29 protein-coding genes and 5 pseudogenes are annotated in these 22569 nt (G+C 32.1%); 15 read left to right on the top strand and 19 right to left on the bottom strand.

All coding sequences use genetic code 11. The features are described 5' to 3' along the window. The 10 genes and pseudogenes from AACL09_RS03330 to AACL09_RS03295 form a co-directional block, all read right to left on the bottom strand. On the bottom strand, positions 1 to 129 hold the full coding sequence (locus tag AACL09_RS03330; protein ID WP_339046903.1) for a hypothetical protein: 129 nt from the start codon (positions 127 to 129) through the stop codon (positions 1 to 3). A gap of 40 nt (positions 130 to 169) precedes the next feature. Beyond that, positions 170 to 364: a hypothetical protein gene (locus tag AACL09_RS03325; protein ID WP_339046901.1), complete on the bottom strand. Its 195-nt coding sequence runs from the start codon at positions 362 to 364 to the stop codon at positions 170 to 172. 607 nt (positions 365 to 971) lie between these two features. Next, complete coding sequence (locus AACL09_RS06405; RefSeq protein ID WP_410519829.1) at positions 972 to 1049, bottom strand: JAB domain-containing protein; 78 nt, start codon at positions 1047 to 1049, stop codon at positions 972 to 974. Positions 1050 to 1277: 228 nt separating this feature from the next. Next, positions 1278 to 1454: a hypothetical protein gene (locus tag AACL09_RS03320; protein ID WP_339046899.1), complete on the bottom strand. Its 177-nt coding sequence runs from the start codon at positions 1452 to 1454 to the stop codon at positions 1278 to 1280. A 927-nt stretch (positions 1455 to 2381) separates the two neighbouring features. Next, positions 2382 to 2651, bottom strand: a complete 270-nt coding sequence (locus AACL09_RS03315; protein ID WP_339046897.1) for a recombinase family protein — start codon at positions 2649 to 2651, stop codon at positions 2382 to 2384. A 42-nt stretch (positions 2652 to 2693) separates the two neighbouring features. After that, positions 2694 to 3008, bottom strand: a pseudogene (locus AACL09_RS06400) (recombinase family protein); the annotation flags it as partial. 1016 nt (positions 3009 to 4024) lie between these two features. After that, positions 4025 to 4162, bottom strand: a complete 138-nt coding sequence (locus AACL09_RS03310; RefSeq protein ID WP_339046895.1) for a hypothetical protein — start codon at positions 4160 to 4162, stop codon at positions 4025 to 4027. 157 nt (positions 4163 to 4319) lie between these two features. Further along, positions 4320 to 4583, bottom strand: a complete 264-nt coding sequence (locus AACL09_RS03305; RefSeq protein ID WP_339046892.1) for a phage tail protein — start codon at positions 4581 to 4583, stop codon at positions 4320 to 4322. An 80-nt stretch (positions 4584 to 4663) separates the two neighbouring features. Next, positions 4664 to 5342: pseudogene (locus AACL09_RS03300) on the bottom strand (baseplate assembly protein J). 45 nt (positions 5343 to 5387) lie between these two features. Next, positions 5388 to 5720, bottom strand: coding sequence for a hypothetical protein (locus AACL09_RS03295; protein WP_339046890.1), 333 nt, complete (start codon positions 5718 to 5720; stop codon positions 5388 to 5390). A gap of 116 nt (positions 5721 to 5836) precedes the next feature. Here AACL09_RS03295 and AACL09_RS03290 point away from each other — a divergent pair, with 116 nt between their 5' ends. Then, complete coding sequence (locus AACL09_RS03290) at positions 5837 to 6304, top strand: phage tail tape measure protein (protein WP_339046888.1); 468 nt, start codon at positions 5837 to 5839, stop codon at positions 6302 to 6304. Here AACL09_RS03290 and AACL09_RS03285 read toward each other — a convergent pair. Further along, entirely contained in the window at positions 6276 to 6746 is a 471-nt protein-coding gene (locus AACL09_RS03285) for a hypothetical protein (protein ID WP_339046886.1), read from the bottom strand. The genes AACL09_RS03290 and AACL09_RS03285 overlap by 29 nt on opposite strands. A 134-nt stretch (positions 6747 to 6880) precedes the next feature. On the opposite strand from AACL09_RS03285, the gene AACL09_RS03280 reads away from it, so the two are divergent. From AACL09_RS03280 to AACL09_RS03250, 8 genes and pseudogenes are all read left to right on the top strand, one after another. Then, positions 6881 to 7246, top strand: a complete 366-nt coding sequence (locus AACL09_RS03280) for a phage tail protein (protein ID WP_339046884.1) — start codon at positions 6881 to 6883, stop codon at positions 7244 to 7246. Next, positions 7221 to 7409: pseudogene (locus AACL09_RS03275) on the top strand (tail protein X). Before AACL09_RS03280 ends, AACL09_RS03275 begins: the two are co-directional and overlap by 26 nt. A 1-nt stretch (position 7410) precedes the next feature. Further along, entirely contained in the window at positions 7411 to 7563 is a 153-nt protein-coding gene (locus AACL09_RS03270) for a hypothetical protein (RefSeq protein WP_339046880.1), read from the top strand. A gap of 29 nt (positions 7564 to 7592) precedes the next feature. Continuing rightward, positions 7593 to 8345, top strand: a complete 753-nt coding sequence (locus AACL09_RS03265) for a phage late control D family protein (RefSeq protein WP_339046878.1) — start codon at positions 7593 to 7595, stop codon at positions 8343 to 8345. A 227-nt stretch (positions 8346 to 8572) separates the two neighbouring features. Next, on the top strand, positions 8573 to 9664 hold the full coding sequence (locus AACL09_RS03260; RefSeq protein ID WP_339046876.1) for an ATP-binding protein: 1092 nt from the start codon (positions 8573 to 8575) through the stop codon (positions 9662 to 9664). 613 nt (positions 9665 to 10277) lie between these two features. Then, positions 10278 to 10349, top strand: coding sequence for a hypothetical protein (locus AACL09_RS06395; protein ID WP_410519828.1), 72 nt, complete (start codon positions 10278 to 10280; stop codon positions 10347 to 10349). After that, a complete protein-coding gene (locus AACL09_RS03255) occupies positions 10321 to 10491 on the top strand; it encodes an ankyrin repeat domain-containing protein (protein WP_410519827.1) in 171 nt (56 codons plus the stop codon). The genes AACL09_RS06395 and AACL09_RS03255 overlap by 29 nt, the downstream gene beginning before the upstream one ends. 50 nt (positions 10492 to 10541) lie before the next feature. Then, positions 10542 to 10709: an ankyrin repeat domain-containing protein gene (locus tag AACL09_RS03250; RefSeq protein WP_339046873.1), complete on the top strand. Its 168-nt coding sequence runs from the start codon at positions 10542 to 10544 to the stop codon at positions 10707 to 10709. A 231-nt stretch (positions 10710 to 10940) separates the two neighbouring features. On the opposite strand, the gene mutL is transcribed toward AACL09_RS03250, so the two are convergent. Together mutL and AACL09_RS03240 are read right to left on the bottom strand one after the other, a co-directional pair. Then, complete coding sequence (gene mutL / locus AACL09_RS03245; RefSeq protein WP_339046871.1) at positions 10941 to 12785, bottom strand: DNA mismatch repair endonuclease MutL; 1845 nt, start codon at positions 12783 to 12785, stop codon at positions 10941 to 10943. Continuing rightward, the gene (locus AACL09_RS03240; protein WP_339046869.1) at positions 12785 to 13312 is read right to left on the bottom strand and encodes a phospholipase D family protein; all 528 of its coding nucleotides are present in this window, start codon (positions 13310 to 13312) and stop codon (positions 12785 to 12787) included. Before AACL09_RS03240 ends, mutL begins: the two co-directional genes overlap by 1 nt. 118 nt (positions 13313 to 13430) lie before the next feature. Here AACL09_RS03240 and AACL09_RS03235 point away from each other — a divergent pair, with 118 nt between their 5' ends. From AACL09_RS03235 to AACL09_RS03220, 5 genes and pseudogenes are all read left to right on the top strand, one after another. Continuing rightward, the gene (locus tag AACL09_RS03235; RefSeq protein WP_339046866.1) at positions 13431 to 14318 is read left to right on the top strand and encodes an Rpn family recombination-promoting nuclease/putative transposase; all 888 of its coding nucleotides are present in this window, start codon (positions 13431 to 13433) and stop codon (positions 14316 to 14318) included. A 193-nt stretch (positions 14319 to 14511) separates the two neighbouring features. After that, positions 14512 to 15257: pseudogene (locus AACL09_RS03230) on the top strand (IS481 family transposase); the annotation flags it as partial. Positions 15258 to 15956: 699 nt separating this feature from the next. Beyond that, positions 15957 to 16076, top strand: a complete 120-nt coding sequence (locus tag AACL09_RS06390; RefSeq protein WP_410519821.1) for a transposase — start codon at positions 15957 to 15959, stop codon at positions 16074 to 16076. A gap of 401 nt (positions 16077 to 16477) precedes the next feature. Further along, the gene (locus AACL09_RS03225) at positions 16478 to 17812 is read left to right on the top strand and encodes an ankyrin repeat domain-containing protein (RefSeq protein ID WP_339046864.1); all 1335 of its coding nucleotides are present in this window, start codon (positions 16478 to 16480) and stop codon (positions 17810 to 17812) included. Between the two features lie 21 nt (positions 17813 to 17833). Beyond that, positions 17834 to 17962, top strand: coding sequence for a hypothetical protein (locus AACL09_RS03220; protein WP_339046862.1), 129 nt, complete (start codon positions 17834 to 17836; stop codon positions 17960 to 17962). Between the two features lie 83 nt (positions 17963 to 18045). Here the strand turns inward: AACL09_RS03220 and AACL09_RS03215 are convergent, their stop codons facing one another. The 5 genes from AACL09_RS03215 to AACL09_RS03195 all read right to left on the bottom strand — a co-directional run bounded on the left by AACL09_RS03215 (position 18046) and on the right by AACL09_RS03195 (position 20996). Then, positions 18046 to 18186, bottom strand: coding sequence for a hypothetical protein (locus AACL09_RS03215; protein ID WP_339048926.1), 141 nt, complete (start codon positions 18184 to 18186; stop codon positions 18046 to 18048). Next, entirely contained in the window at positions 18179 to 18331 is a 153-nt protein-coding gene (locus AACL09_RS03210; RefSeq protein ID WP_339048924.1) for a hypothetical protein, read from the bottom strand. The genes AACL09_RS03215 and AACL09_RS03210 overlap by 8 nt, the downstream gene beginning before the upstream one ends. A gap of 417 nt (positions 18332 to 18748) precedes the next feature. Next, positions 18749 to 19513 (bottom strand): alpha/beta hydrolase, encoded by a 765-nt coding sequence (locus tag AACL09_RS03205; protein WP_339048922.1) that lies wholly within the window; start codon positions 19511 to 19513, stop codon positions 18749 to 18751. 4 nt (positions 19514 to 19517) lie between these two features. Then, positions 19518 to 20396 (bottom strand): hypothetical protein, encoded by an 879-nt coding sequence (locus AACL09_RS03200; RefSeq protein ID WP_339048920.1) that lies wholly within the window; start codon positions 20394 to 20396, stop codon positions 19518 to 19520. A gap of 6 nt (positions 20397 to 20402) precedes the next feature. Then, the gene (locus AACL09_RS03195; protein WP_339048918.1) at positions 20403 to 20996 is read right to left on the bottom strand and encodes a hypothetical protein; all 594 of its coding nucleotides are present in this window, start codon (positions 20994 to 20996) and stop codon (positions 20403 to 20405) included. Between the two features lie 146 nt (positions 20997 to 21142). Here AACL09_RS03195 and AACL09_RS03190 point away from each other — a divergent pair, with 146 nt between their 5' ends. Continuing rightward, entirely contained in the window at positions 21143 to 21682 is a 540-nt protein-coding gene (locus tag AACL09_RS03190; protein WP_339048916.1) for a cytochrome c family protein, read from the top strand. A gap of 647 nt (positions 21683 to 22329) precedes the next feature. Here AACL09_RS03190 and AACL09_RS06385 read toward each other — a convergent pair. After that, a pseudogene (locus tag AACL09_RS06385) lies at positions 22330 to 22464 on the bottom strand (transposase family protein); the annotation flags it as partial. Between the last annotated feature and the right edge of the window lie 105 nt (positions 22465 to 22569).

Raw genomic sequence — 22569 nt, 5'->3', positions numbered from 1 at the left:
TCAAACACGAAAATTCATCTTGTCATACATTCCCACACTAACCGTTAAGTAATCTATTAGTTTACTCCAATTACTAACAATGGGCAATGCATCTATCTCTTCCTGTGTTTTAAAATTTCTTTCGCACATAATATAGAATGCGTCATTTACACCTTCTATGCTCTTTAAGTCATAAATTAAAGATCTTAGTAATACTACCTAGCTTATCCATTAACCTGTATACAATTTCTCTAACATTTGGTTGTGCCCTATACAATATAATCTCCATGATTTCACTAGTTGACATACCTTCACTGCTTGCTATAAAAAACTTTGAGTGTAGATATTGCTGTCTTTTATCCTGTTTGGATAGTACTTGCATCATTGTTCATCTATGCTCTGTAAAAGATATTAAGTAATTAATATGTTGACATCTATTAAGAATAAATAAATTAATTTATGCTAATATCATATAATTTTAACAATAATCTATAATGCACACTTTCTTGGGTAAGAAGATTAAAAAGTATCTAAAATATCGGTGTTTAAATAGTGAGGATAATTTGCCATATATGATATCCCTCAAGGAATGCTCATAGATTATGACCTAGAACAGGTATTGCTCGATCATTTCCAATTGTCTTACATATACTCAATGACCAGATTTGAACTTCTTTTTTACTACATAAGACGTAAAATTGACAATAAACTGATCAGTGTTTAAATTACGAAAATTTTAAAAATATCATATGCTTTATCCAATGATGTAGAAGAAAATTTATGCATGCAGCTCATTCATTTTAATCAAAACTGGGGCATTTCAACAGAGAAATTCGAAATTTTCAAAATTATAATTGTGTGCATTCTACTTAGCTAATCCAAAATTAACACTCTTATTTTCTTTAGTTGAAGAGGAGAATCTCAGTAATGATGATATGATCCACAACTTCTATGCCGATACTATGGCAGGCTACAGAAATCTGTTTTCTATGTCATTTTGTGAGACTGCCGCTCGGGTGATTGTGCGATATAATTATAGAAGTCGCTCCTACTAGTAATGCCCTTTTTATAACTTCTCTTGTATACAGTGGTCTAGTATCTTGGATATATTCATCAATTAAACGATGTCTTTTATTTAAATTCGAAAGTTTTCTTTACTTATCTGACCTATTTAAGGTATTCAATTAACTTTTCTATGTTATTGGTAGTTTTTGTAGGTCTTCTCTTAATGTTCTCTCTAAAGTTTCCTTTATGCAAAAAATTATTGCTATTGCTAAACTATTCACCCCATTTTTAGTTCATGAAAATCTGCATTTTCCTACGTTATTGAACAAAATTTTTCTGCAACTTCTTGTTTTACGATAAGTGGAGTATAAAATTAACTCAAGTATTTCGTAATCAAACAATGACCTACCCCTGCTAGATAATATACGTGCTTCAACTTCTTCTTTTTCCATTTTTGTTTCCATTACCATTATTATTCATACAAAGTTGACCTCTCAAGTAGCATATAAATTTTAGATTTGATATCTTCAGTGGTATCCATCTATTTATACTTAAGTCAACTTATATTTATCTTATTTTTTGATGTTTTTTATTTATAAGATATTCATTAAAGTACAGAAGATGTTAATACTTAGATTTACAGAATAAACTGCAATCACTACTGTTCGTAAAAAATCTTCTCTTGTTCATGCCATAATATTGGTATATTTCTTATACTGGAAAAGTTAGGCAGTAAGTCTGCTGAGCCATTTAAAATATCTTCTTTGATTTTAGGTGAAAGAAAGTTCAATTTCATTGCGGATATTTTGATCCTGTTGTGAATATTTATAGTTCCACATTTACCATAAGTTAATTGTCTTTGCCACATTTACTAACGCCTTAAGTAAGGTGTAATTTATATTTTTTTCTTCTTTAAATTCGGGGAGTAATATTACTGCTTGATCTGTTTAAATTTTAATGGCATAAATAAGGATATTTCCTCGTTTTCTATGTTACTATCTGGTCCTTCCTCAGTATTCCCAGCAAAGTTCTGTAGGATTAATGCAGCTTCATCTTCATTTACTCTTATAGCTTTTTCCGAATAATCTTCTCTTGGAAATAAATTGTCCCAACTATCTTTTGTAATTGAGAGATTTTTTTATCATCTAAAATTTGCATTCTCTTATTGGATTTTTAAGTAATAAGCGAATTTGTATTACTCTCTATCTCTCCTGCAGCTATACTACTTAATAAGCACCTCTTATATGACTGTTGCAAACATAATAACAATACCTCTTACTTTTCTTCTTGGTATATTCATTACTGATTTACAACTACCACAAAACCTTTAATTTATATTCTTCTTTAGGCTTTATCCCTTCACGTTTAATAAAAACCTCTTGTACCTTATCCCCTTATTAATTATTGCCTGATGTTGTCCGGTTGCCTCTATGAGTAATATAGCCAATATAAGTAGTATTAGTGAGGATGCCTCCTACTGTAGCAATTTTAAATGGTTTTTCTGCTTTAGTTTTATATCCTTGGTTATTTAATTCTCTAGCAACGGCAGCTGCTGATTTTAAACCTATAAATCGATTGAAGATATATCTTACTACCTCTGTCTCCTCTTGATTGATAATAAGCTTACGGTCTTCTACATTGTAACCAATTGGTGCTTTTCCTCCCATCCATATACCTTTCTGTTTTATCTCTAATTCTTTCTCCCTCTTTCATATTGAGCAAAACTTAAGACTATATTCCATTGAATTTACGGTATTGAAAGACTGTGTTACTGAAACAAATGTTACTTTATGCTTATCAAACAAATCCACTATTTTAGCAAAATCAAGTAGAGACCGAGAGAGACGATCTATTTTATAAACCACAATACAATCAATCTTAGCATTCTCGATATCCTTAAATAGTTCTTGCAGAGCTGGTCTCTCTAAAGTGCCACCACTATAACCACCATCATCATACTTTTTATCTACTAAAATCCACCCCTCATGCTGCTGACTTTGAATATAACTTTCCCCAGCTAAACGTTGAGCATCGAGACTATTGAATGCTTGCTCTAATCCTTCCTCACATGATTTTCTGGTATAATTTTATCTCTTTAATAACTTCTTTAAGCATTTTTCCTTGTAGGTGACTTTTTACGCATGCCAAAAAATAAAGGACCATTGTAGCTATTGCCAGTCCTGCTATTTTAGACAATGATTTATACTGCTGTCCCTTATAAACATATCCTATATCAGTTACTATTACTTCATCCTCGATACTGACGAATAACCTGATATGGGCTATCTTACTATTTACTTTCTTCCATTTGATCAGCTAAGTTTTTTCTCGGCTTTATCTGATATATCTTGTAATCTATAATTGGTATTAAATATCTTTTTGAATATGGTGAGTATTAAAAAGTCTCCTCCACATCTCTCTCAGTTCTATTAATGTTTTACTTTCTAGAGACATCACTTCTTTAATTACAGATGTATCCATTTTTTCCCCTTAAAAATTAGCTTCTTCAGCGACAGAGAGTTTTCTAATGTTTACTGCTATACTTCACAGTAGTCCTTAAGCTAAATTAGAAGTCAAGTTGCTTATAGTAGTACTAAAATAGTATATATTGTAATATTCATATATATATTTAATATCTACAGATCTAACATCGGACCATTTAAATGTTTATGTTGGTGCCAACCAAGGTAAAATACTGCATTTCTAATTCACGAATTTTGCTTTGAGTCTAAATCACTCTTAAGATAAACATTGCTAAGTTATATCTCCTATGATCATGATTGCTTCATAGTGATACTGAATCTTTCTAAAATTGGCTTATATTTTAAATTTCATTGAAATTTCCCAAAGAAAGTCTACCTCTTCATCAGAGGAAAACAAGCATTTACGTCTTCTAATATCTGACAACACTTTTAGCAAATTTGATCTGTGGCAATAAGGTTTGTGGTAATAAGCTTGAAAGTTGTGCCACTGGTGTTGGCGCTTGCAGACACTATGATAATTCTTAGTTCTGTTTCTCCAAACATCTAAACGATATAAATCATTGCTTGCTCATAATGATCACGTAAACAGTCATCTTAATAAGTGGACTTTTAGATTCAAAGTAATTAACTCTACCGAATGACAGCACTGGACCATCTTTTATAACCTTTATCCCAGAGAAAGAAGATCTCCCCATAAGCTTGCATCCAATATAAACCTTTGAGCATTGTAGTGATCATTGTACATCCTCATCAGCCGTGATCTTACTGGTAATGCCAGCTTAGTTAAAGCTATCACTGTATCAATAAAGAAATTATTTGCAATTCAAAGAACTTTCTTCAATGGTGATGGTATCAATATTTTAATGCCATTTTAAGTGAAGCTGGTGTTCCTCTTAAACGTTGGAACTCTATTCCTTCCTTAATTGCTTTTCTTTTATCAGCTACCCAGTAAAGAATCTCTTCTAGGCCGTACTCATCAACCAGCCATGGTAGTATTTCTTTCTTAAAATTAAACTTAAATCCTCTAATGCAACTCACGTCTAAAGGATAATTAATTGCTTCTACTATCGCTTTTTCTGTCGCCGATGAATTAGGGGGTAATAGAGCAGCTTTCATTTGAATTTGTTAGAATAGATTTTATATTGTTATTTCTATTTGATGAGTAAAAAAGAGATAATACATACCATCCTGCCTGCTCACAGACGTATATGTTTTAGGGATTTCTCAATCTTAAAATTACCTAATTTCATTGCCCTTATATCTTCTTTTGGCTCTATAAATTCTCCACACCTTCTGTAAAAAATGATCTGGTTACATTCCAACCCAACCTTTTAGTAGATTCAAACTTTTGTATATTTTATGTTTTCAATAGTATCTATCAATTTTGGCAGAGATATCAACTGGAATGATATTACAACTGTTACTGTATCAGTTAAAATTCTTATTTGGTTACTTGTTCTCTGACAATACTTAACAGTTCGTCAGAGGGTATCCCTTCCGTAGATAATATAGCAATCTCGACACTACCAGGAATAGGTTAAAGCATCTTTAACTCTAATATCAGCTGATAGGGCGTGATAGCGATTTTACTTCCTGCAGCTCCCCAGCCTTAGCTTTAACTCTTTTTCTTAAATGCTCATCATTCTCTGCACCTTTACGCTCAACTCCATAAAACTCAGCTAAATGCTCAACTGTGGCAAAAGCTAGTAAATTAGCACTTCGTTAATTCTCTGTCTTAGCAAAAGCTCTCTCCAATTTCTAAAATCTTTATCGCTTTCAACTAATGCAGAAAAGTTAGTTTACTAATTCCGCATTCATCCGTGATAAGATCTCTTCAAAATTTAGTGGTTCAATTACATTTGGTGTTTTTTCCATTCAATCTTCGCTGCTAATTAAATTTTTTGAAATAGCTATTTTTAACTAAAGGCTGTGCCCACAGTGAGGATAATTTGTTACACTTACACTTTCCATTATAGTAAAAGGCAAGTTAGGTTGCTCGCCATTCTTTGCTTTTACAAAACTCTTGGCACCAGCAATAATCTTGGTTAAACGTGGTTCTTTTTCTAACTCTTGACAGTGTTTTGCAAAGATCTCACAACTTTTGTCATCCATATGTACTATTATTGCACCAAAGTTTAAAGCATTATTGACCTTGTCATCAGCTTTTATGGAAGATAGATTCATCTCAAGAACTTCCTCTCCAAAGTTAAAAGTCATTTTTACCCTACCTTTCATGAAGAGGTTTTTTTCCATCACTTAAGGTTAAATGTACTATTGCTTAGTTCTGTTACAGGTGGTGGGATTGAACAATTTTTAGACATGGAAATAGAAGAGTTCATTCTTTGGGTTAAAGTAGCAACGGAGTTTAGATGTCAACATTATCGATAAAAATAGGTGCAGTACTGGATGGTAGCTTTAGTAGTACTATTACAGGGAGCACAGCTAATAATTTACAACTGCTTAAAAACTCAATAACAGAAGTGGGAATGAATTTAGGTTCAGTTATGCTCCCTACTTTAAATATGATCACTGGAGCTTTAAAAGCCGTATCTACCAACATAGCTCAATTTGCAGAGAGATATCCCAAAATAACTACAGCAATTATGGGTATTATTACCGCATTGATTAGTTTTAAAATAGCAGCAATAGGATTAGGTTATGCCCTCACTTTTATTAAAGGTGGAGCTTTGGCACTAGCAGCTATTATGCATGGACCACTTACTTTAGCATTTACTGCGTTATCTTCATCGGTATTTCCAGCAGTAGTAATGGGACTTAGAGCCATAACGCTTGCAGTAATAAGCAATCCTATAGGATTATTAGTGCAGGACTTGTAACTGGTGCAGCTCTGGTTATTGCTAATTGGGAAAAGGTAAAAAGTTTCTTTGCTAGTTTTTGGGAGTACATTAAGTCAATTATCAAACCCATTGGTGAGGCTTTTGCTTGGATAGGCAATACTGTTGTTTCTCCACTGAAAAGTGTTGTTGGAAAAAAGCTTTCTGAAAATAGCCCACTCAAAGAGTTTGAAAAAAGGAGAAGTTCATTAAGTGAAAATGATATTTCTAAAAATGGTACTTTAAAAAGTATAAATTCTCCTTTAAACAACAGCGCATCAAAAGAGTTTTCTAAAAATAATACTCTTAAGAATTTTAAGATAAATAGCGTTATCGAAGAGAAAAAGTTTGCTGAGAATAACTCTAAAAACGATACTGACAAGATATTTAAAGAAAGAGTAAATTTGAAAATAAGGAAGAGAAAACCTTCAATAAAGCTCAACATATTACTAATAATTATAATATCAGTATTAAAGCAGAGCCTAATCAAGATACTCGTAGTCTTGCCGATGAAGTGATAAGAAGAATAAGAGAACAAGCACGCGCTGCGCTTTTTGATACAGTAGAGGAGATTTATTAATGTTGTCACTTGGACCATATAAATTCTCTCCAACAAGCTTAAGATGCTATAAAGAGCAAAGATGGCATACGGTTGAGTGTATTGGTCAAATATCATTACAAAATATTGGTTCAGGAATAGAACATATTGATTTGGAAGGGGTGATCTGTCCGCAGCTGCATTTTAATGATTTAGTTGACATGAGAGAGTCACAGGTAAAGCAAATACCCCATATCTTAGCCCAAGCTTCAGGATTTATCTTTGGGCATTTTGTTATTACTCATATAGAAGAAAAGCAGAGATTCTTTCTCCCTTCTGGTTTGCCAAGAAAGATTGAATTTAACTTAAGTTTAAAACGTTATGTATTACTATACTCAGGAGAATGAGATTTTAGATTATATCTGTTTTAAACATTATGGCTTTACTTCTGGAGCTGTGGAAAAAGTGTTAGAGCTGGACTTGCAGAATATGGTAGTTTTTTGCCCACAGGACTTAAGATTTAAGCTTGAGAAGATGCCACAAAAGTCCATTGTAAGAATTTTAGATTAAAATGATACCTGATTTTAACATAATCACAGAAGAAAGCTTTGTTATAGAGAGTTTGAAAAATAGGTTAGTATCACTGCGTATTACTGATGAACTTGGCACTACCAGTGATGAAGCTGAGATATGTTTTAATTATGAATTTAGAGTTTGCAGGTAATTTAAAGTTGGATATAAGGAGACAGCCCAATGGGAGTTTATGTAGCAAATGAAGTGATAATACAAAGTCCACCACAAACAGTAAGGATTAAAGCTCATGCTGCTAATTTAAAGAGATCTTTAAAAGAACAAATGTCAAAGCAGTGGCACCAGATTACCTTAGGTGATTTAGTAACACAAATAGCACGAAAGCATGGTTATGGAGCTAAAGTTGCTACAAAGTTTAAAGATATCTTAGTGCAGCATGCCTATCAAACCAATGAAAGTGATATGAGTTTTTTAACTAAAGTAGCTAGAGAATATGGTGCAATAGTCAAACCTATAGGTGGATATATAATTTTTGTCTCTCAAGGAGAATCAAAGTCAGTATCAGGGAAGGCTTTAGAAGCAGTAGCTATCACTCCTCAAGATGTAATTAACTGGCAAGCATGTTTTACTGTACGCAATCGTTATAACTCTGTGATAGCAAAATGGTATGATTACAAGAAGGGAGAAACTATCTCAGAAACAGCTGGAATTGGTAGTCCAAGTTATGTGATACAGGAAGTTTACCCAAGCTCAGAATTAGCATTAAGTGCAGCTCAAGCAAAATTAAAACAACTAAAGCGTAGTACAGCAACTTTAGATATAACCATGCCAGGTGATCCTCAAGTTTTTACTGAAGCTAGACTTAATCTTGCAGAGTTTGGCAAAGAAATAGATGGTGAGTGGGTGATAAATAAGGTAGAACATACTTTAAGTAGTAGAGGTTACCTTACTACATTAGTGGCATCTAATAAATGAAAGGTTAAGAAAAATTAAGTAAATTATCTATTTAATGTAGAAAAAATATTGAACATGAACAAGCTAAATAAAAACGTAAAAAACAGTTTAAACCTTGTATGGCTTATAGTGACAGTAATGTGTGTTCTTATTACCTATTATTGCATGAAAGTAAAAGCTACTAGTAAAAAAATTGACACCACTATTTTTTTATGTTTTACTATTAATAAGTTAATTATTTTTATACAATGAAAAAGGTATTTTATACTACTATCACTCTGGCAACTTTAATTTTATCAGCGTCAATAGCATCTGCTATAATTATTAATATTGGTTTATTAAGTCCAGCAGTAATATCAAGTCTTTATCTTGCATCTATTGTTGGTTATGTTGCGCTTTCCGCTGTAGTTATTGTATTCTCAGGTGGTATGTTACTAGCTTTACCAAGGTCCAAGAAATTTCTTGATCAAAATGAAATAGGATCAATTGACTTAGAGGCACAAAAAAAATTTAGTGATGTTGCAATTTCAGACGAGGTGATGGAGAAGTTGAAGATAGTTTGTGAGAGTATATCAGAGGAAATGCAAAACAAATTAAACACACTGAAATATGAGCAACCAAAAGGCTACCTTTTTTACGGTCCTCCTGGCACTGGTAAAACTCTTCTTGCTCGTGTAATTGCAGGTGAAACTAATAGGAAATTTATAAATGTTTCGGCCTCTGAATTTGTTTCAAAGTATGCCGGTCACGGAGTAGATATTGTAAAAAAACTTTTTGCAAAAGCAAGAAAAAATGCTCCTTGTATAGTTTTTATAGATGAAATAGACGCTATCGGTGCAGAGCGTACTTTTGGTAGTACTACATCTCAAGATAGAGTTCAGACTTTGAATCAATTATTGACTGAGATGGATGGTTTCAAAGAAAATAAAGATATAGTCGTAATTGCTGCAACCAACTGTATAAAAGTTTTAGATTCTGCACTGATTAGAGAAGGCCGCTTTTCTGAGAAAATTTTTATTCCTTTACCAGACTCTGGCTTACGAAAGCAGATATTAGATATTAATATAAATGGTGTACCATCTATAGATGGTTTAGACCTTACAGAAATTGCAAATAAAACTGATAGTTTTTCAGGTGCTAAGTTGTCTCATTTAGCAAATGAAGCAAAGCTTATTGCTGCAAATCGTGCTAAAAAAACAGAAGAACTAAAACTCACCACAGAGGATTTTAATATAGCACTTGAGCAGCTTAAGGTTAAGCCTCATCTTAGTGAAGCACAGTCTGATAATGTATCTAGACTCAAATATGTTATCTATGATGAAGAGATTGATTTCTCCTGAAGTAGCAGGTAGCTAATGGTATTTCCAAACGATGATATAACTATTTTTTCTATTGGTACAGGTATATTAGAAAGAACCATAAAGTACAATAGATCAAGAAGATTTGGTAATGGGTTAAACCTTTACTAGATGTTATGTTCAACAGTGGTCTTGATGCTGTGGATTATCAGCTAAATGAAGTAATGAGTGATAAATATATAAGAATATAATCTCAATTAAAAGTTGTATCAGCTGAAATACTACTGCCAAAAATATTGAGGACTTAAAGCAAGAAGCCCAGATGATGATTAGTAAAGGATAATAGAAGAATTTTGTCAGATAGTAGCATAAATATTATAGATTTTTACTAAATCCAGCACCAGAAGTTTTTTAAATTTCTCGTATAAAGAGTATTTTTTTTAAATATTTCTCTTGCTAAATATTAATACTATCCTAACCCTGAAGAGTACACGCTCTAGTATATAACGCTCTATAGAGGTCAGTATGGGGATTGATAAGGATTTAAATGCCATAGCTAAAAAGGTTAATAAAATTTTAAGATACTTCTTTACTTTGTTATTAATTTGATTTAAAACTACTGCATTTAGCTGCTAAATGGAATTGGGAAAACGTATTGGAATTTCTTGTAAGAAAAGGCGCTAACGTTAATGCTAAAGATAGAAAAGGTTTTACACTTTACTGCTAGAAATGGTCATTTGAATATTCTTTTGCGCAGTGGTGCAAATGTTAATGCTAGAAACATTAGTAATAGTACTCCGCTTCATCTTTCCATTAAACACAGCTTTGAAGAGATTGTTGAAATTCTGATAAAAAATAAAGCAGTATGAAGATGTGAGTGGTCTCTGCATCTAGCTGCTAAAATGATGAAATTATAAAAATGCTCATAAAAAGTGGTGGACATGTTGATACGATAGACAGAAATTGTAACACTCCTCTACATATTGCAGTTTCACATAATTGTGAAAGAGTTGCAGAAATACTGATACGAAGTAGTGCGAGTGTTAACATACAAGGTAAATATGATTTTGCATCTTGCCGTAATTAACAGTAATAAGAGTATTGTTGAGTTGTTATTAAAAAAACAAGCAATTAAAGGCTCATTATAACCATGACAGCTCTAGATATGCAACCAGAAATAAAGAAATTATACAATTGTTGCTGAGTTATGGTGCTACTTTTGAACATAATTTAATTGAATCCACAGAGGAATAGTAAAAACAAAGGAAACTACTGACTTTCAGTATTCCGGAAAATCCGGACAACTTGGTTTTTATTCTTACCGTCTTTCAAACAATTTCTCAATATCAGAAAGTTTCATTTCTATGTAGGTTGGTCTTCCATGGTTACATTGACCAGAAAAAGGAGTTGCTTCCATTTGTCTGAGTATGGCATTCATTTCCTCAAGTTTTAATTTTCTACCAGCTCTAATTGAACCATGACATGCTATAGTTGCACATATCTTCTTCATTTTATCTTCTATAGGTAGAGTATCTTCAATTAGTATCAGATTATCGACTAAATCTAGTATCATTTCTTTTACATTAATTACACCAAAAATTGCAGGTGTTTCTCTGACAGTTACCAGTGTATCTGAGGCAATCTCAAGATTAAAACCCATTTCACAAAGCTTATCTTTATACTTTGCTATAAGTTCAGTTCCAGCCTGGTTGTTTATTACTACAGTTTCAGAAATAAGTAATTTTTGTCTTTTGATTTCTGATTTCTTCATTATTTCTTTTAAATACTCATAAACTAATCTTTCATGAGCTGCATGTTGATCAACGATAATTAGCTTATCTTTTGTTTGTGAGATTATATAGGTGTTATAAACCTGACAACGTGCAAGCCCTAGAGGATATTCTTCTACTATGTTTATCTGTTCAGTTAAAACTTCTGTTTGGTCATGAACTGTAGGGCTTAGCTCTTTTTGTAAATTTATTGATGATTTCTGTGTCTCTAAATCAGGAGATAGAAATTTATTCATTAATGAACTTTCTAAAGGAGATTTGGGATAGAATTCTTGATTCCTTCTATTATCCTTACTTATCTTACTGTTTTCATTACTCTTATCATCAGCAATAAATCTCTCAAATGGGCTCAGAGGAATATCTTTTTTATCACTTTTCTTATCATTTAATCTCATTGATAAAGCTTTAATTAATCCCCTAGTGATTACTTCATATATAAGCTTTTTATCTCTAAACCTTACCTCTAGCTTATTTGGATGAACATTTACATCTACTTGATCATATGGTATTTCTAAATGCAGTACTACAACTGGATATCTGCCACTGGGAATAAAGTCATTATATGCATATCTTATTGCCCCTATGAGCATATTGTCTTTAATTGGTCTATTATTAACGAAAGTATAGATCATAGTAGAGTTACCACGATTTACTGTTGGTTTGCAGATATGCCCTGTAACCTTGGCATCTTCATCTTTCTCATTAATCTCCAGAGCATTTTCTTGAAACTCTTTTTCAATTTCACAAAGTCTAGTAAGCAATGAAGTTTGTTTAGTATATTTGAAAAGCCTTTTATCGCTTGAATAAAGAATAAAGCTAATACCAGGATTGATCATTGCTAAGTTATTGACAATATCAACAATTGCTTGAGTTTCTGCTCTTTCAGTTTTGAGAAATTTCAGTCTGTTTGGAGTAGCGAAAAATAAGTCTCTTACTTCAATTTCTGTACCACTTGGTATTGCAGAAGGAGTAAGATCCATCACCTTTTCCCCACCTTCATAAGCTATAGACCAAGCAGAATCAACTCCTTTTGCCCTAGACGATAATTTTATTCTACTGACTGCTGCAATTGAGGGCAGTGCTTCTCCACGAAACCCTAAATGTTTTATTTCTATCAAATCATCATCATTTTTGAGTTTAGAAGTTGCATGACACATAAAAGCTAGCTCAATCTCTTCTTTTTCTATACCGCTACCATCATCTGTAACAGTAATAAGATTACGACCACCACTTTCTATCTTGATCTCTATTTCAGTACTACCGGCATCTATAGCGTTTTCTACTAATTCTTTTACCACACTGGCTGGACGTTCTACAACCTCACCAGCTGCTATCCGACTTACTGTTTTAGCGTCTAGTAATATTATTGCCATTATACTTCCGTATTTATTCCTGCAGGTTTGGACTGCTTTTTTCTTTTGTACCAGTTTTCTGTATATTTTTTAGCTACTTCCGCATCGTCAATTGCAAGCAAGTTCTCAGTATTCCTTTTTTGTGCTGCAGCTGTAAAGTTAAATGAGCCTGTTATGACTTTATGATTATCTATTACCATCACCTTGTTGTGCGCAATTGCAGGTTTACTATCAATCCATACAGGTATCTTGTTACTTAACAGCTCTCTTACAACTACCATACTGTACTTGTGTTTTACTTGACTTTTATCAAGAATAACTTGAATTTCAATACCACGCCTTTTAGCTTCTATAACCCCATTCACAATAGGTTCTGAGGTGAATTGATATGCTTGTAGCAGTATAGAATTTTTAGCATTATTTAACATATTAACAATTTCTTCCGTACAGTTTTGACCAGGAGTAAAACATATTTTTACACTTGGGCAAGTAGATGCATAACTATGCAATGAGACCAGTATAGTTAGTATAAATATAAAATATTTCATTTTCCCCCACCCTTTTCATGAAATTATATCATAAAAAGCTATAAGGGCTGTTTAATTTTATTTAGCAAAGTTACTTTAAATAGTGTATAATTATTAATGTTTTATTCTTTTTCTTTATATGGCTCTATCTAAATTTCTCGATGCACGCAATGATATCGCCTTTAAAAGGATATTCGGCACTGAGAAGAATAAGGATATTCTCATTTATTTCTTAAATGATATACTAGATTTGCATGATATCAATAAAATTACAGATGTTTCATTCTTGAGTCCTATTCAAGATCCTATTATTGCCTCTCAAAAGCAAAGCATTGTTGATGTTCTCTACATTGATTCTACAGGAGTCCAGACAATTGTTGAGATGCAAGTCGCTAAAACTACTGGTTTTGAAAAACGTGCTCAGTATTATGCTGCCAAAGCTTATTCTAATCAGGCCAATGTAGGGAATCAGTATCATGATCTCAAAGGTGTTGTTTTTATTGCTATCACTAATTTTATCTTATTTCCTAATAAGCTTGCTTATAAATCTGATCACGTTACTTTCGATAAAATTACCTTTGAACACGACCTTAAAGACTTTAGCTTCACCTTCATAGAATTGCCTAAATTTCATAAAACAAAAGAAGATCAGCTGGATAATATCGTTGAAAAATGGATATACTTTTTTAAATATGCCAATGAAACTGACGAGGAAGATTTGCAAAAAATAATAGGTAGTGATGTAATTATTGGTAAGGCTTACAATGAGTTAAACCAATTTAATTGGACTAAAGAAGAGCGTCTTGCTTATGATCAAGCTAAGAAACGTACTGATGATTACCTTTCTTCTCTCTCTGAAAAGCTTAATGAGGGCATCAAAATTGGCGAAGAAAGAGGCATCCAAATCGGTTCTCTCCAAGGGAAAATTGAAGTTGCAAGAAACCTACTTAAAGCTGGTATACCTATAGATATCATAGCTAAAATAACTGGCCTACCTGAAAATGAGATCAAAAAATTACAAGAATGATAGTTGCTTTATAGGTGTATGTTACCTAAGTAGGTCTGAGATAATTCTCGTTATGTCAGTTGGCTCTACCTTTAGTTGTATTAAATAAGATTTGAACTGACACTTAGAACAAAAAAATAACAAAAAATAAGAGAAATGAATACAATGCAAAAAAAATACTAAAACTAGGATTTTAGCAAGACAACTAGGAAATGTGTCACAAGCGTATGGGATATTCAAATTTTATCGCTTCAAGGAGTTATACGAAAATGGAGATGAGATAAGTAAGAAAGTTTGCAAACAGAGTTTCGGAAGACATAGAAAGATCTGTATAGCAACAGAATTTCCAGCATATAAAAAATGAGCTGAGAAAAAAATAATATCTGAAGGTGGATAGTTGAGACTTTTAAGAAAAGACTTAAAGCACTAGAAGCAAAAAGATGGAATAATTCTAACAGCTTTAGAAAAAGTGAAAGAACAAAGATAGTGAAATTGATACTCAGGTTATCTGGGTTCTCAGGATACATATTACGTGGGTAATATAATGGGCGAATTTACCAGCTAGACTTTTATTGATACTTATTCTCGTTTGCTAAGTCGATAAGACAGCAATTACCTCTTGCTAAATGATAGCATTCTTTGATATTGCGCATTTTGACTGATAGAGGTACAGAATATTGCGTGAAATTATCAGCTTTATTTAGGCATATCGATCATTCTAGAACCAAAACCCACTCTCCACAGACCAATGCTTCACAAAACTATGCAAATCATCTTTAGAAATATAGTTCTTTAGAAGATCTGCAAATTGATGTTGGTTGCGTTCTTACAATGAGACAATCAGACAAATATTGCTATGATAAAACGCCAATGCAAACTTTTCTTGATATATTGCTTTTTAGAAAAATATTAAATCAGGATTCTGATAGTATATTTAAATTCTTCTGTCAGTTAATTCGTCACTGTCAGATTAAGTGGTGTCTGGTACAGTTTATCGCAATTCTCAGAGAAAATATAACATGAGGTTTAATATTATTTCTGGAACTTGAAGCATGGTTTTTTTGCTTTGGCCTAACTCATACCTCGTTACTATAGTACTTTCCAAAGTAAATGATAAAGGTATAATGAACAATTTTAGAAGAGGGAAAATGGCATACAGTGTAGATTTAAGAGATTATCTTTAGTTGAAAAAGAAAGGCTGAGGTTGCGGAGCTTTTAGAGATAGGAATAGCGACGATGGCTAAAAAAGAAAGCAGATGGTTAAAACCAGCAAAAAATGGTAATTTTATCCGAAAAATAGATCCCTAGAAGAATATGTAAAAAAGCATCCAGCTGGCAGAGATGAAATTGGTTTCGGAATAAGCGCAATTTGGTACAACAGCTAAAAATCACATTAAAAAAAATTTATCAAGAGATGAAAAAGATTTATCGAAAAAATTGCCAAAATAGACCAATCGTATATATAGATGAAGCTGGAATTGATAATAGATTATATAGAGAGTATGGGCGGGCGCCAAGAGGTGAGAAGATACATGCACTGGTAAAAGACGAGAACATAATAGGATGGAGGAAGATTTCAATGACTGTTTACTGGAGGTTGTGACAAAGAGGTGCTTAATCTGTGGTTAGAACAAATATTATTACCACAATTACAGTGCGATAGTTATCGATAATGCAATAAAACCGCTAAAACAAAATAGAAAACTCTATCTTCCTCCATATTCTCCTGATTTAAACCCCATTGAACATTGCTCGCATACCATCAAAAGTTACCTCTAATGCATCAACATTTCTTCTTCTTGTTGGTAACTCTATTATTGAGGTTTATCATTCAGTTTAGGAAAGACTATAGTAATCAACACAATCAGACACCGATGAGTATTGCTATCGATAAGAATAATACTGATATTGTTGATTTATTAATAAATATTACGAGAAAAATACAATATCAATTGTAAAAAAAATAGATCATTGTAGTTATAATGATAGAAGTATTACAATAGATCGAGTTGAGGGATATCTTAAGCATCTTTATCCTAAATTGCCATTTCAAAGTTTCCGTGATTTGCCATTTTGCAGTGATATAGCGATCACACAAGATGTGCCTAGTGTTAGTAATACTAATTATATTAGAGGAAATACATCATCTATGATAGGGTCAAGCCTCTTGGCTTACCTTTTTGTATCAAAATTTATGTGCTATTTTAATCAGAAAGAGATTATTCCTGATAAAAAAAACTGAACTTTTTGATTCAATATATATAGGTGATATAAAAAAGACCACTCTATTGTTAAAATTAGGGATTAGTCCAGATATAAAAAGTGATTCTGGTCAAGCACCTATCCATGTTGCTGTTTTATTCAGTAACTTACCTATAGTAAAGAAGTTACTTCGATTTAAAGCTGATATCAACATGTTGAATTGCAATGGAAGTACAGCCCTAGATCTTGCAATTTGTCAGCAAGATCAAGATACAATTGAATTCTTGTTAGACCGAGGTGCAAAGGTTGATATTGGGAGTACACCTACTCTTTACTTAGCTACTTTGAATGGGAAAAAAGAGGTAGTAAAGTTGTTATATAACAGGGGAGCTAATATTGGTTTAAAAAGTGATAAAGGATGTACAGCTTTATTTCCTGCAGTTTCTAGTGATTATATAGAAATAGCTAACTTTTTACTTGAGTTAGGAGCAAATGTTAATGATAGTGATATATATGGAACCTATCTTGTTCATTTAGCTGTATCTCATGCAAAAAATATTGATATGGTAACACTGTTATGTGATTATGGTGCTAATGTTGATGTACAAGATAATATGGGAAGAACAGCTTTGTTTATAGCAATAACATGCTATGCTCAAGGGGAAAAAGATATGAAAGATATAATTGGCTTCTTATTAACAAAAAAAGCACGTAGTGATATTTCTGATAGAAATGGTGATTACCCTATTCACTTAGCTATAAAACAGATGGGGCACCCAGTTATAGTTGAGATGCTCCTTATTACTGACCAAAATAATGTAAATTATAGGGATCTTACTGAGCTTACTCCTCTTAATTTAGCAACAAAATGTGGCAATTTAGATGCAGTTCTTGTATTAGTTAAGTACAGTAGTATTAGGGATATAGGCTATGCTATTGCTACAGAAAATGAGGAGGTTTATCCAGCTATAGAAAGATTTTTATTGCAGTGCATGAAAGATCGCAATATCAAAGATGGTATTAAACCGATATCCGTTGGTTCAGTAATTTTAAGGGAGGTTGAATGCAGTAAACTGCCAGAGCATAAAACGCGTGGGCTTTTTATGCTTAAACGTAAAAGATCTAATGATAGTTCCAGTACAAAATCTTCTTCTTTTTATTCAATATCCACTCAATCTTCTTTAGTATCATTTAAATCTTGTTTATCTACAAATGATAGTTTATGTAGTAGATTTGATAACTTATTAGACTTTGATCAATTTGAGTGTGATTCAGTTTTACCTGCTGTAAAAAGAGTAAAAATCAGTAGGTGAAACCAATCAAAGGGGGAACTAATGGGTTTGCAAGAAGATTTTTTTTCTGCTGTATCTTGTGCCGATATACGGCAAGTTGCACGAGCATCATTATCTTCATCTTTAAACGTTAATGTACAAACAGTGAGGGGCGGACTGCCATTTTGTTAGCTCCTTTGCATTGCAATGCGTGTATAGCAAAGATGTTGATGGTATTTGGGGCTAATCCAAACATAGAGATAGAATATTAGAAGTTATATTACAAGTCTATCTACGAAATTATCTTGTCCATTTTCCTCTAATTTATCAGCAAGTTCTAAATATTTTTCTGTTATTAAATCATCCGGCTTATAATCATTATAGCTAAAGCTATGACCACCCCTCGCTCTACTCATTATTATCATCTGCCTTTTGAAATGTTACATCAACACATCTTGATATACAGCCATATAAACCTGAATATTTTTCAATACAACTCATCTTACTAAAATTTTCTAAACCACTCCTCAAAGACTCTTCAGTAATTGGATTATAGATCATACAAATTCCTTATTTAATTAATAATAATTATTTATTTTATAAGCATAACTTACTGTACTGATTCAGCATCATATTGAGACAATAAATCATAATCAATACCTGTATATGCTTTATTCATCAAAGTGTTATAAAATAGACATGTTAAGTAATTGTTTTATCTACTCGAGTAACAAAAAGCCCACCATACCTAAAATATATTCTAATTTCTCTTTGTTTTTTCTTAAACCTCACTTGAAAGATATAGATTTCTTAAAATCCTTTTCTAATAGGTTTTAAATTTAATTTAAGATCACTGAATATTTATAGATTAAGTGCTATTTATTTTATTTGAAAATAATAATTGCATTGAATTTTAAACGATATAAATATCATTACTTCTATTGAGTGCAGGACGATACTTAAATTTGTAACTTAAAACTATACAAACTCATTGAGAGTTTTGAATATTACATTAAGTGAATAATCATCTGACATATTGTGTTGCGCTGATTTAATTAGGTGTATTTCTACATCACTTGATGTTATTTTCTCTCCTAAACTTATAGAATAATGATATGGTACATCTTTATCGTTCAAGCCATGTAACAATCGCACAGGACAATTAATGTCTATATTATCTTTATTTAGTAGTAAATTCTTCCTACCATCTTCAATTAAATCTCTTGTGATTTTATAGCTGCAATCACTAAACTTCTCTTGAGGTTTTGTTTCTTCAATTGAAGGAAAATCTATTATTCCCAAAGAAGATAGATCATTTTTCTGCTTATCTGATAATTTTTTAAATATTAAATCTTCTGTAAAATCAGGAGCAGCAGCTATTCCAATGAGTGCTGATACTCTTTGAGGCATGCTTAACGCTGTCATAAGCATAAGCCACCCTCCCATACTTGAACCAATGATTATTTGCTTACCATAAGTTAGATTTTCCATGACTTCCAGACAGTTCTCATGCCAGTCACTTATTATATAATCAATAAAATTACCACTAGAACTTCCGTGCCCTAGATAATCAAATAGTGTTAACTCTATGTTGGATTTTTGGCAAAAGTCATATAAAGCATTTGCCTTCGTACCATTCATATCAGAGGCAAAGCCACCATAGAAAATTACAGATGCTCTTGTTCCTTTAACTTTTTTGTATGCTATGCGGTTGCCGTTTTTATCAATATGGTACTTTATCATTAACTTAATTCAAACCTTGATCCATACTATAATCTTGAGTGGTGATATTATTTATAGAATTGCCATTTAATTTTTTAGGTGATTCTAAATCCGCAATCGATTCTTTATAGTAACTATAAAGAGTTACTGCAACAAGACAAACAATAGCTAACATGGAAAACGACAACCCCACTGACAGAAAAATAGTATCATTTTTTGTTGATTTTATTAGTGGAATAATCGTTAAAGACACACCTGTTAGAGCAAAAGGAATAGTAAAAAATACTGTATATTTCATACCTCTGTCGTGACTTCTTTGTGTGTTTAATGTTTGAGTTTCCTTATCTGATATTTCTTGTGTTGTTGAGCTTATTGTGCTATCTTGTAAACTCCCTATGGGATCCTCCAAAAATGAATCTTCATCTTGTGATATATCGTTCTGTAACTCATATTGCAGAGGCTTTAGTATACACTTAAATTGGTCTATAGAATTTGATTGTCTGATAAGACATAATCGCATATTTGCTAATTCCTCTATTTCTAGAATATTGGATTCATACTGCATTGCCGCTTGATCTTCTAAAGCCTTTAACCGATTTCTTTCGTTTTCTTCTTCCTGTTTTAATTCTGCTAGATACTCCCCTTTCTCTATATTGTGTTCTTTTTGATTTTCTAATTGTTGTTGCATCAGATCAGTCTTTGTTTTCAACTTTTTTAATGTATCTTTTACATTTAATATTTCTTCATCTAGCTTTTTTGAATACTTATCTTCTGCTGCTATTTCTTTTTCTTGTTTTTTTGACTTACCGTATATCTTTTCTATTTCACTTACTAGTCTATCTCTTTCATCTTCTTTTCCCCCTATTTCCTTTCTCAGTCTACTCAACTCTTCATAATTGAGCAAAGTTAATTATTTTAAGCTTTGTACTTTTTTGTTTACAAATTCTACTTGTATCTTTAAATCTTCTAATACTTGGTAACATTGATTATCTTGTTCCGCTTGATTGTCCATTATTACTTTTAAGTTTTCTGCACATTTTACTTTATCTTCTAATTGCTTTCTTAAACTTTCTAGTACTTGATAATGTTGATTTTCTTGTTCTATTTGAACATTTATTATTGTTTCCGGATTTTCTGCATTTTTTATTTCACATTCCAATTGTGTTTTGAAACCTTCTAATGCTAAGCCATAAGGGTCTTCTCGCTTTATCAAACCATTTTCTGTTATTTGAGACAGAGACATTTTGCTTTTAAGATCACATAATTTATTATATAATAGCTTTAAAATTTGTATGTTATCTTGGTTACTATCTAAGTCACACTTAATATTAGTTAATTCTTTATCCCACTCAGATATACCATACGATATATCTTTTGCTAATTCTTTCATTTCTTGACTACAGTTCTGCAGATAATGATCAATATCTCGCAGTTCAGAAAACCAAAGGCTGAAGGCATAATTTAATTCTGCAAACAGGCTTGCACATAACTCTTTGTAATTCATATTACCCCCCAATTACTAACAGCTTGTATTTTTTAGAATATTACTAATTAATTTACTATAGTATGATATTATCAAAAACATATACAGTAAAGTGCTTATTGACTGATATTTCTTAATTTGTTACAGTAAAAATTAAAACTTTTCATATGGATAACTTTGAGTTAAACAAAATTGCAGGTGCAATTTTATTTTCAGCACTTGTTATTATGATAATTAGTAATATTGTTGATGTACTGTATAATCCCGCTGAGCACACAGTTATAGAAAGCCAAAAAATAGAAGTTGCAAGTAGCATTACTGGTCAACAGGATATAATTTTGGATATTGCAGCTTTAATGGAAAGTGCCAGTGCAGAAAAAGGAAAGGTAGCGGCAAAAAAATGCATAGCATGTCATACTTTTGAGCAAGGTGGACCAAATAGGGTTGGACCTAATCTATGGAATATAGTTGGAAATAAAAAAGCTCACTTGGGTGGGTCTTTCAATTATTCTAAACCAATGCTAGAAAAAGAAGGGAGTTGGGGATATGAGGAATTATTTGAATTTTTAAGAAGTCCTAGATCTTATATTAAGGGAACAAGCATGGCTTTTGCTGGTATTTCCAAACCACAAGAAATAGCAGATGTTATTTCTTACTTACGTTCTATGGGCAATAATCCTGTACCATTACCTAAAAAAGTTGAGTGATAGTTCAATTAGCTATCTGTAATGATAGCTTTGTTTATAACGAGAAAAATAACAATCTTCAATGATTAAAAATATGAAAAGAAATAAGAGGTCTTGGTATCAATTCCTTAGATAAATCATTAACTCTTAGGCAATAGATTTAAGTGATTTTTATTGTTTTTAACATTAGGTCCCCTACGAGAAGGTATACTAGTAACGAGGTATGAGTTAGGCCAAAGCAAAAAAACCCATGCTTCAAGTTCCAGAAATAATATTAAACCTCATATTTTCTAAAAATTACATGTGACATAATTTTAAATATCTTTGAGTCTTATTTTCCACCTAAACGACGCAAGCTATGATCCTTTTGCTCCGGGGTTTTTTACGGTATTTTTTATACGGAATCACAACTGCAATTTTTGCCAACCCTAGAATCAGCATATTTTATATTGGCAGAACTATTTTCGTATCTTAAAGTCATGAATCCTGCCACGATGAGATTTTGAAACTGATAAAATTTGTCCGTTTTCTTCATTTCGGTTTTTATGTTTTCTTTTTTCCAATTCCTTCTCTTTTTGCTATCTTTTGGCTGCTGTGTCTGTCACATCTACCAAAATATTTTTTCTGGTTTTGTGATCTTGATTTTTTTCGCTAACCCATTTTTTTTAGCAAATATTTGAATTGTGTAAATTAAACAAATAGCCCAAAAATGGATGCATTATATACGTTCGGTAGTATATTAACACACATAAAATTTTGTCTTCTAGCGTTTTAATGTGATTCCGTCGCCTGTTTTTTAACTTTTTCCCACTAACTATTTCGACTATTTTTTCGCATTCTGCTATCAGCAAATTGACGGAATATATATTTGCCACTTTTTCATAACTTCTGCCAAAACTGCTATTTTA

This window comes from Candidatus Mesenet endosymbiont of Phosphuga atrata (assembly GCF_964020175.1).
In the GTDB taxonomy this organism is placed as follows: domain Bacteria; phylum Pseudomonadota; class Alphaproteobacteria; order Rickettsiales; family Anaplasmataceae; genus Mesenet.
This window is presented reverse-complemented; position numbering and strand designations above follow the sequence as displayed.

Bases quoted from the DNA above. Each gene is read 5' to 3' on its own strand.
- AACL09_RS03330 (WP_339046903.1), bottom strand. From the start codon at position 129: ATGTGCGAAAGAAATTTTAAAACACAGGAAGAGATAGATGCATTGCCC.
- AACL09_RS03325 (WP_339046901.1), bottom strand. From the start codon at position 364: ATGATGCAAGTACTATCCAAACAGGATAAAAGACAGCAATATCTACAC.
- AACL09_RS03320 (WP_339046899.1), bottom strand. From the start codon at position 1,454: ATGGTAATGGAAACAAAAATGGAAAAAGAAGAAGTTGAAGCACGTATA.
- AACL09_RS03315 (WP_339046897.1), bottom strand. From the start codon at position 2,651: ATGGGAGGAAAAGCACCAATTGGTTACAATGTAGAAGACCGTAAGCTT.
- AACL09_RS03310 (WP_339046895.1), bottom strand. From the start codon at position 4,162: ATGGGGAGATCTTCTTTCTCTGGGATAAAGGTTATAAAAGATGGTCCA.
- AACL09_RS03305 (WP_339046892.1), bottom strand. From the start codon at position 4,583: ATGAAAGCTGCTCTATTACCCCCTAATTCATCGGCGACAGAAAAAGCG.
- AACL09_RS03295 (WP_339046890.1), bottom strand. From the start codon at position 5,720: ATGGAAAAAAACCTCTTCATGAAAGGTAGGGTAAAAATGACTTTTAAC.
- AACL09_RS03290 (WP_339046888.1), top strand. From the start codon at position 5,837: ATGTCAACATTATCGATAAAAATAGGTGCAGTACTGGATGGTAGCTTT.
- AACL09_RS03285 (WP_339046886.1), bottom strand. From the start codon at position 6,746: ATGTTGAGCTTTATTGAAGGTTTTCTCTTCCTTATTTTCAAATTTACT.
- AACL09_RS03280 (WP_339046884.1), top strand. From the start codon at position 6,881: ATGTTGTCACTTGGACCATATAAATTCTCTCCAACAAGCTTAAGATGC.
- AACL09_RS03270 (WP_339046880.1), top strand. From the start codon at position 7,411: ATGATACCTGATTTTAACATAATCACAGAAGAAAGCTTTGTTATAGAG.
- AACL09_RS03265 (WP_339046878.1), top strand. From the start codon at position 7,593: ATGGGAGTTTATGTAGCAAATGAAGTGATAATACAAAGTCCACCACAA.
- AACL09_RS03260 (WP_339046876.1), top strand. From the start codon at position 8,573: ATGAAAAAGGTATTTTATACTACTATCACTCTGGCAACTTTAATTTTA.
- AACL09_RS03250 (WP_339046873.1), top strand. From the start codon at position 10,542: ATGCTCATAAAAAGTGGTGGACATGTTGATACGATAGACAGAAATTGT.
- mutL (WP_339046871.1), bottom strand. From the start codon at position 12,785: ATGGCAATAATATTACTAGACGCTAAAACAGTAAGTCGGATAGCAGCT.
- AACL09_RS03240 (WP_339046869.1), bottom strand. From the start codon at position 13,312: ATGAAATATTTTATATTTATACTAACTATACTGGTCTCATTGCATAGT.
- AACL09_RS03235 (WP_339046866.1), top strand. From the start codon at position 13,431: ATGGCTCTATCTAAATTTCTCGATGCACGCAATGATATCGCCTTTAAA.
- AACL09_RS03220 (WP_339046862.1), top strand. From the start codon at position 17,834: ATGGGTTTGCAAGAAGATTTTTTTTCTGCTGTATCTTGTGCCGATATA.
- AACL09_RS03215 (WP_339048926.1), bottom strand. From the start codon at position 18,186: ATGAGTAGAGCGAGGGGTGGTCATAGCTTTAGCTATAATGATTATAAG.
- AACL09_RS03210 (WP_339048924.1), bottom strand. From the start codon at position 18,331: ATGATCTATAATCCAATTACTGAAGAGTCTTTGAGGAGTGGTTTAGAA.
- AACL09_RS03205 (WP_339048922.1), bottom strand. From the start codon at position 19,513: ATGATAAAGTACCATATTGATAAAAACGGCAACCGCATAGCATACAAA.
- AACL09_RS03195 (WP_339048918.1), bottom strand. From the start codon at position 20,996: ATGAATTACAAAGAGTTATGTGCAAGCCTGTTTGCAGAATTAAATTAT.
- AACL09_RS03190 (WP_339048916.1), top strand. From the start codon at position 21,143: ATGGATAACTTTGAGTTAAACAAAATTGCAGGTGCAATTTTATTTTCA.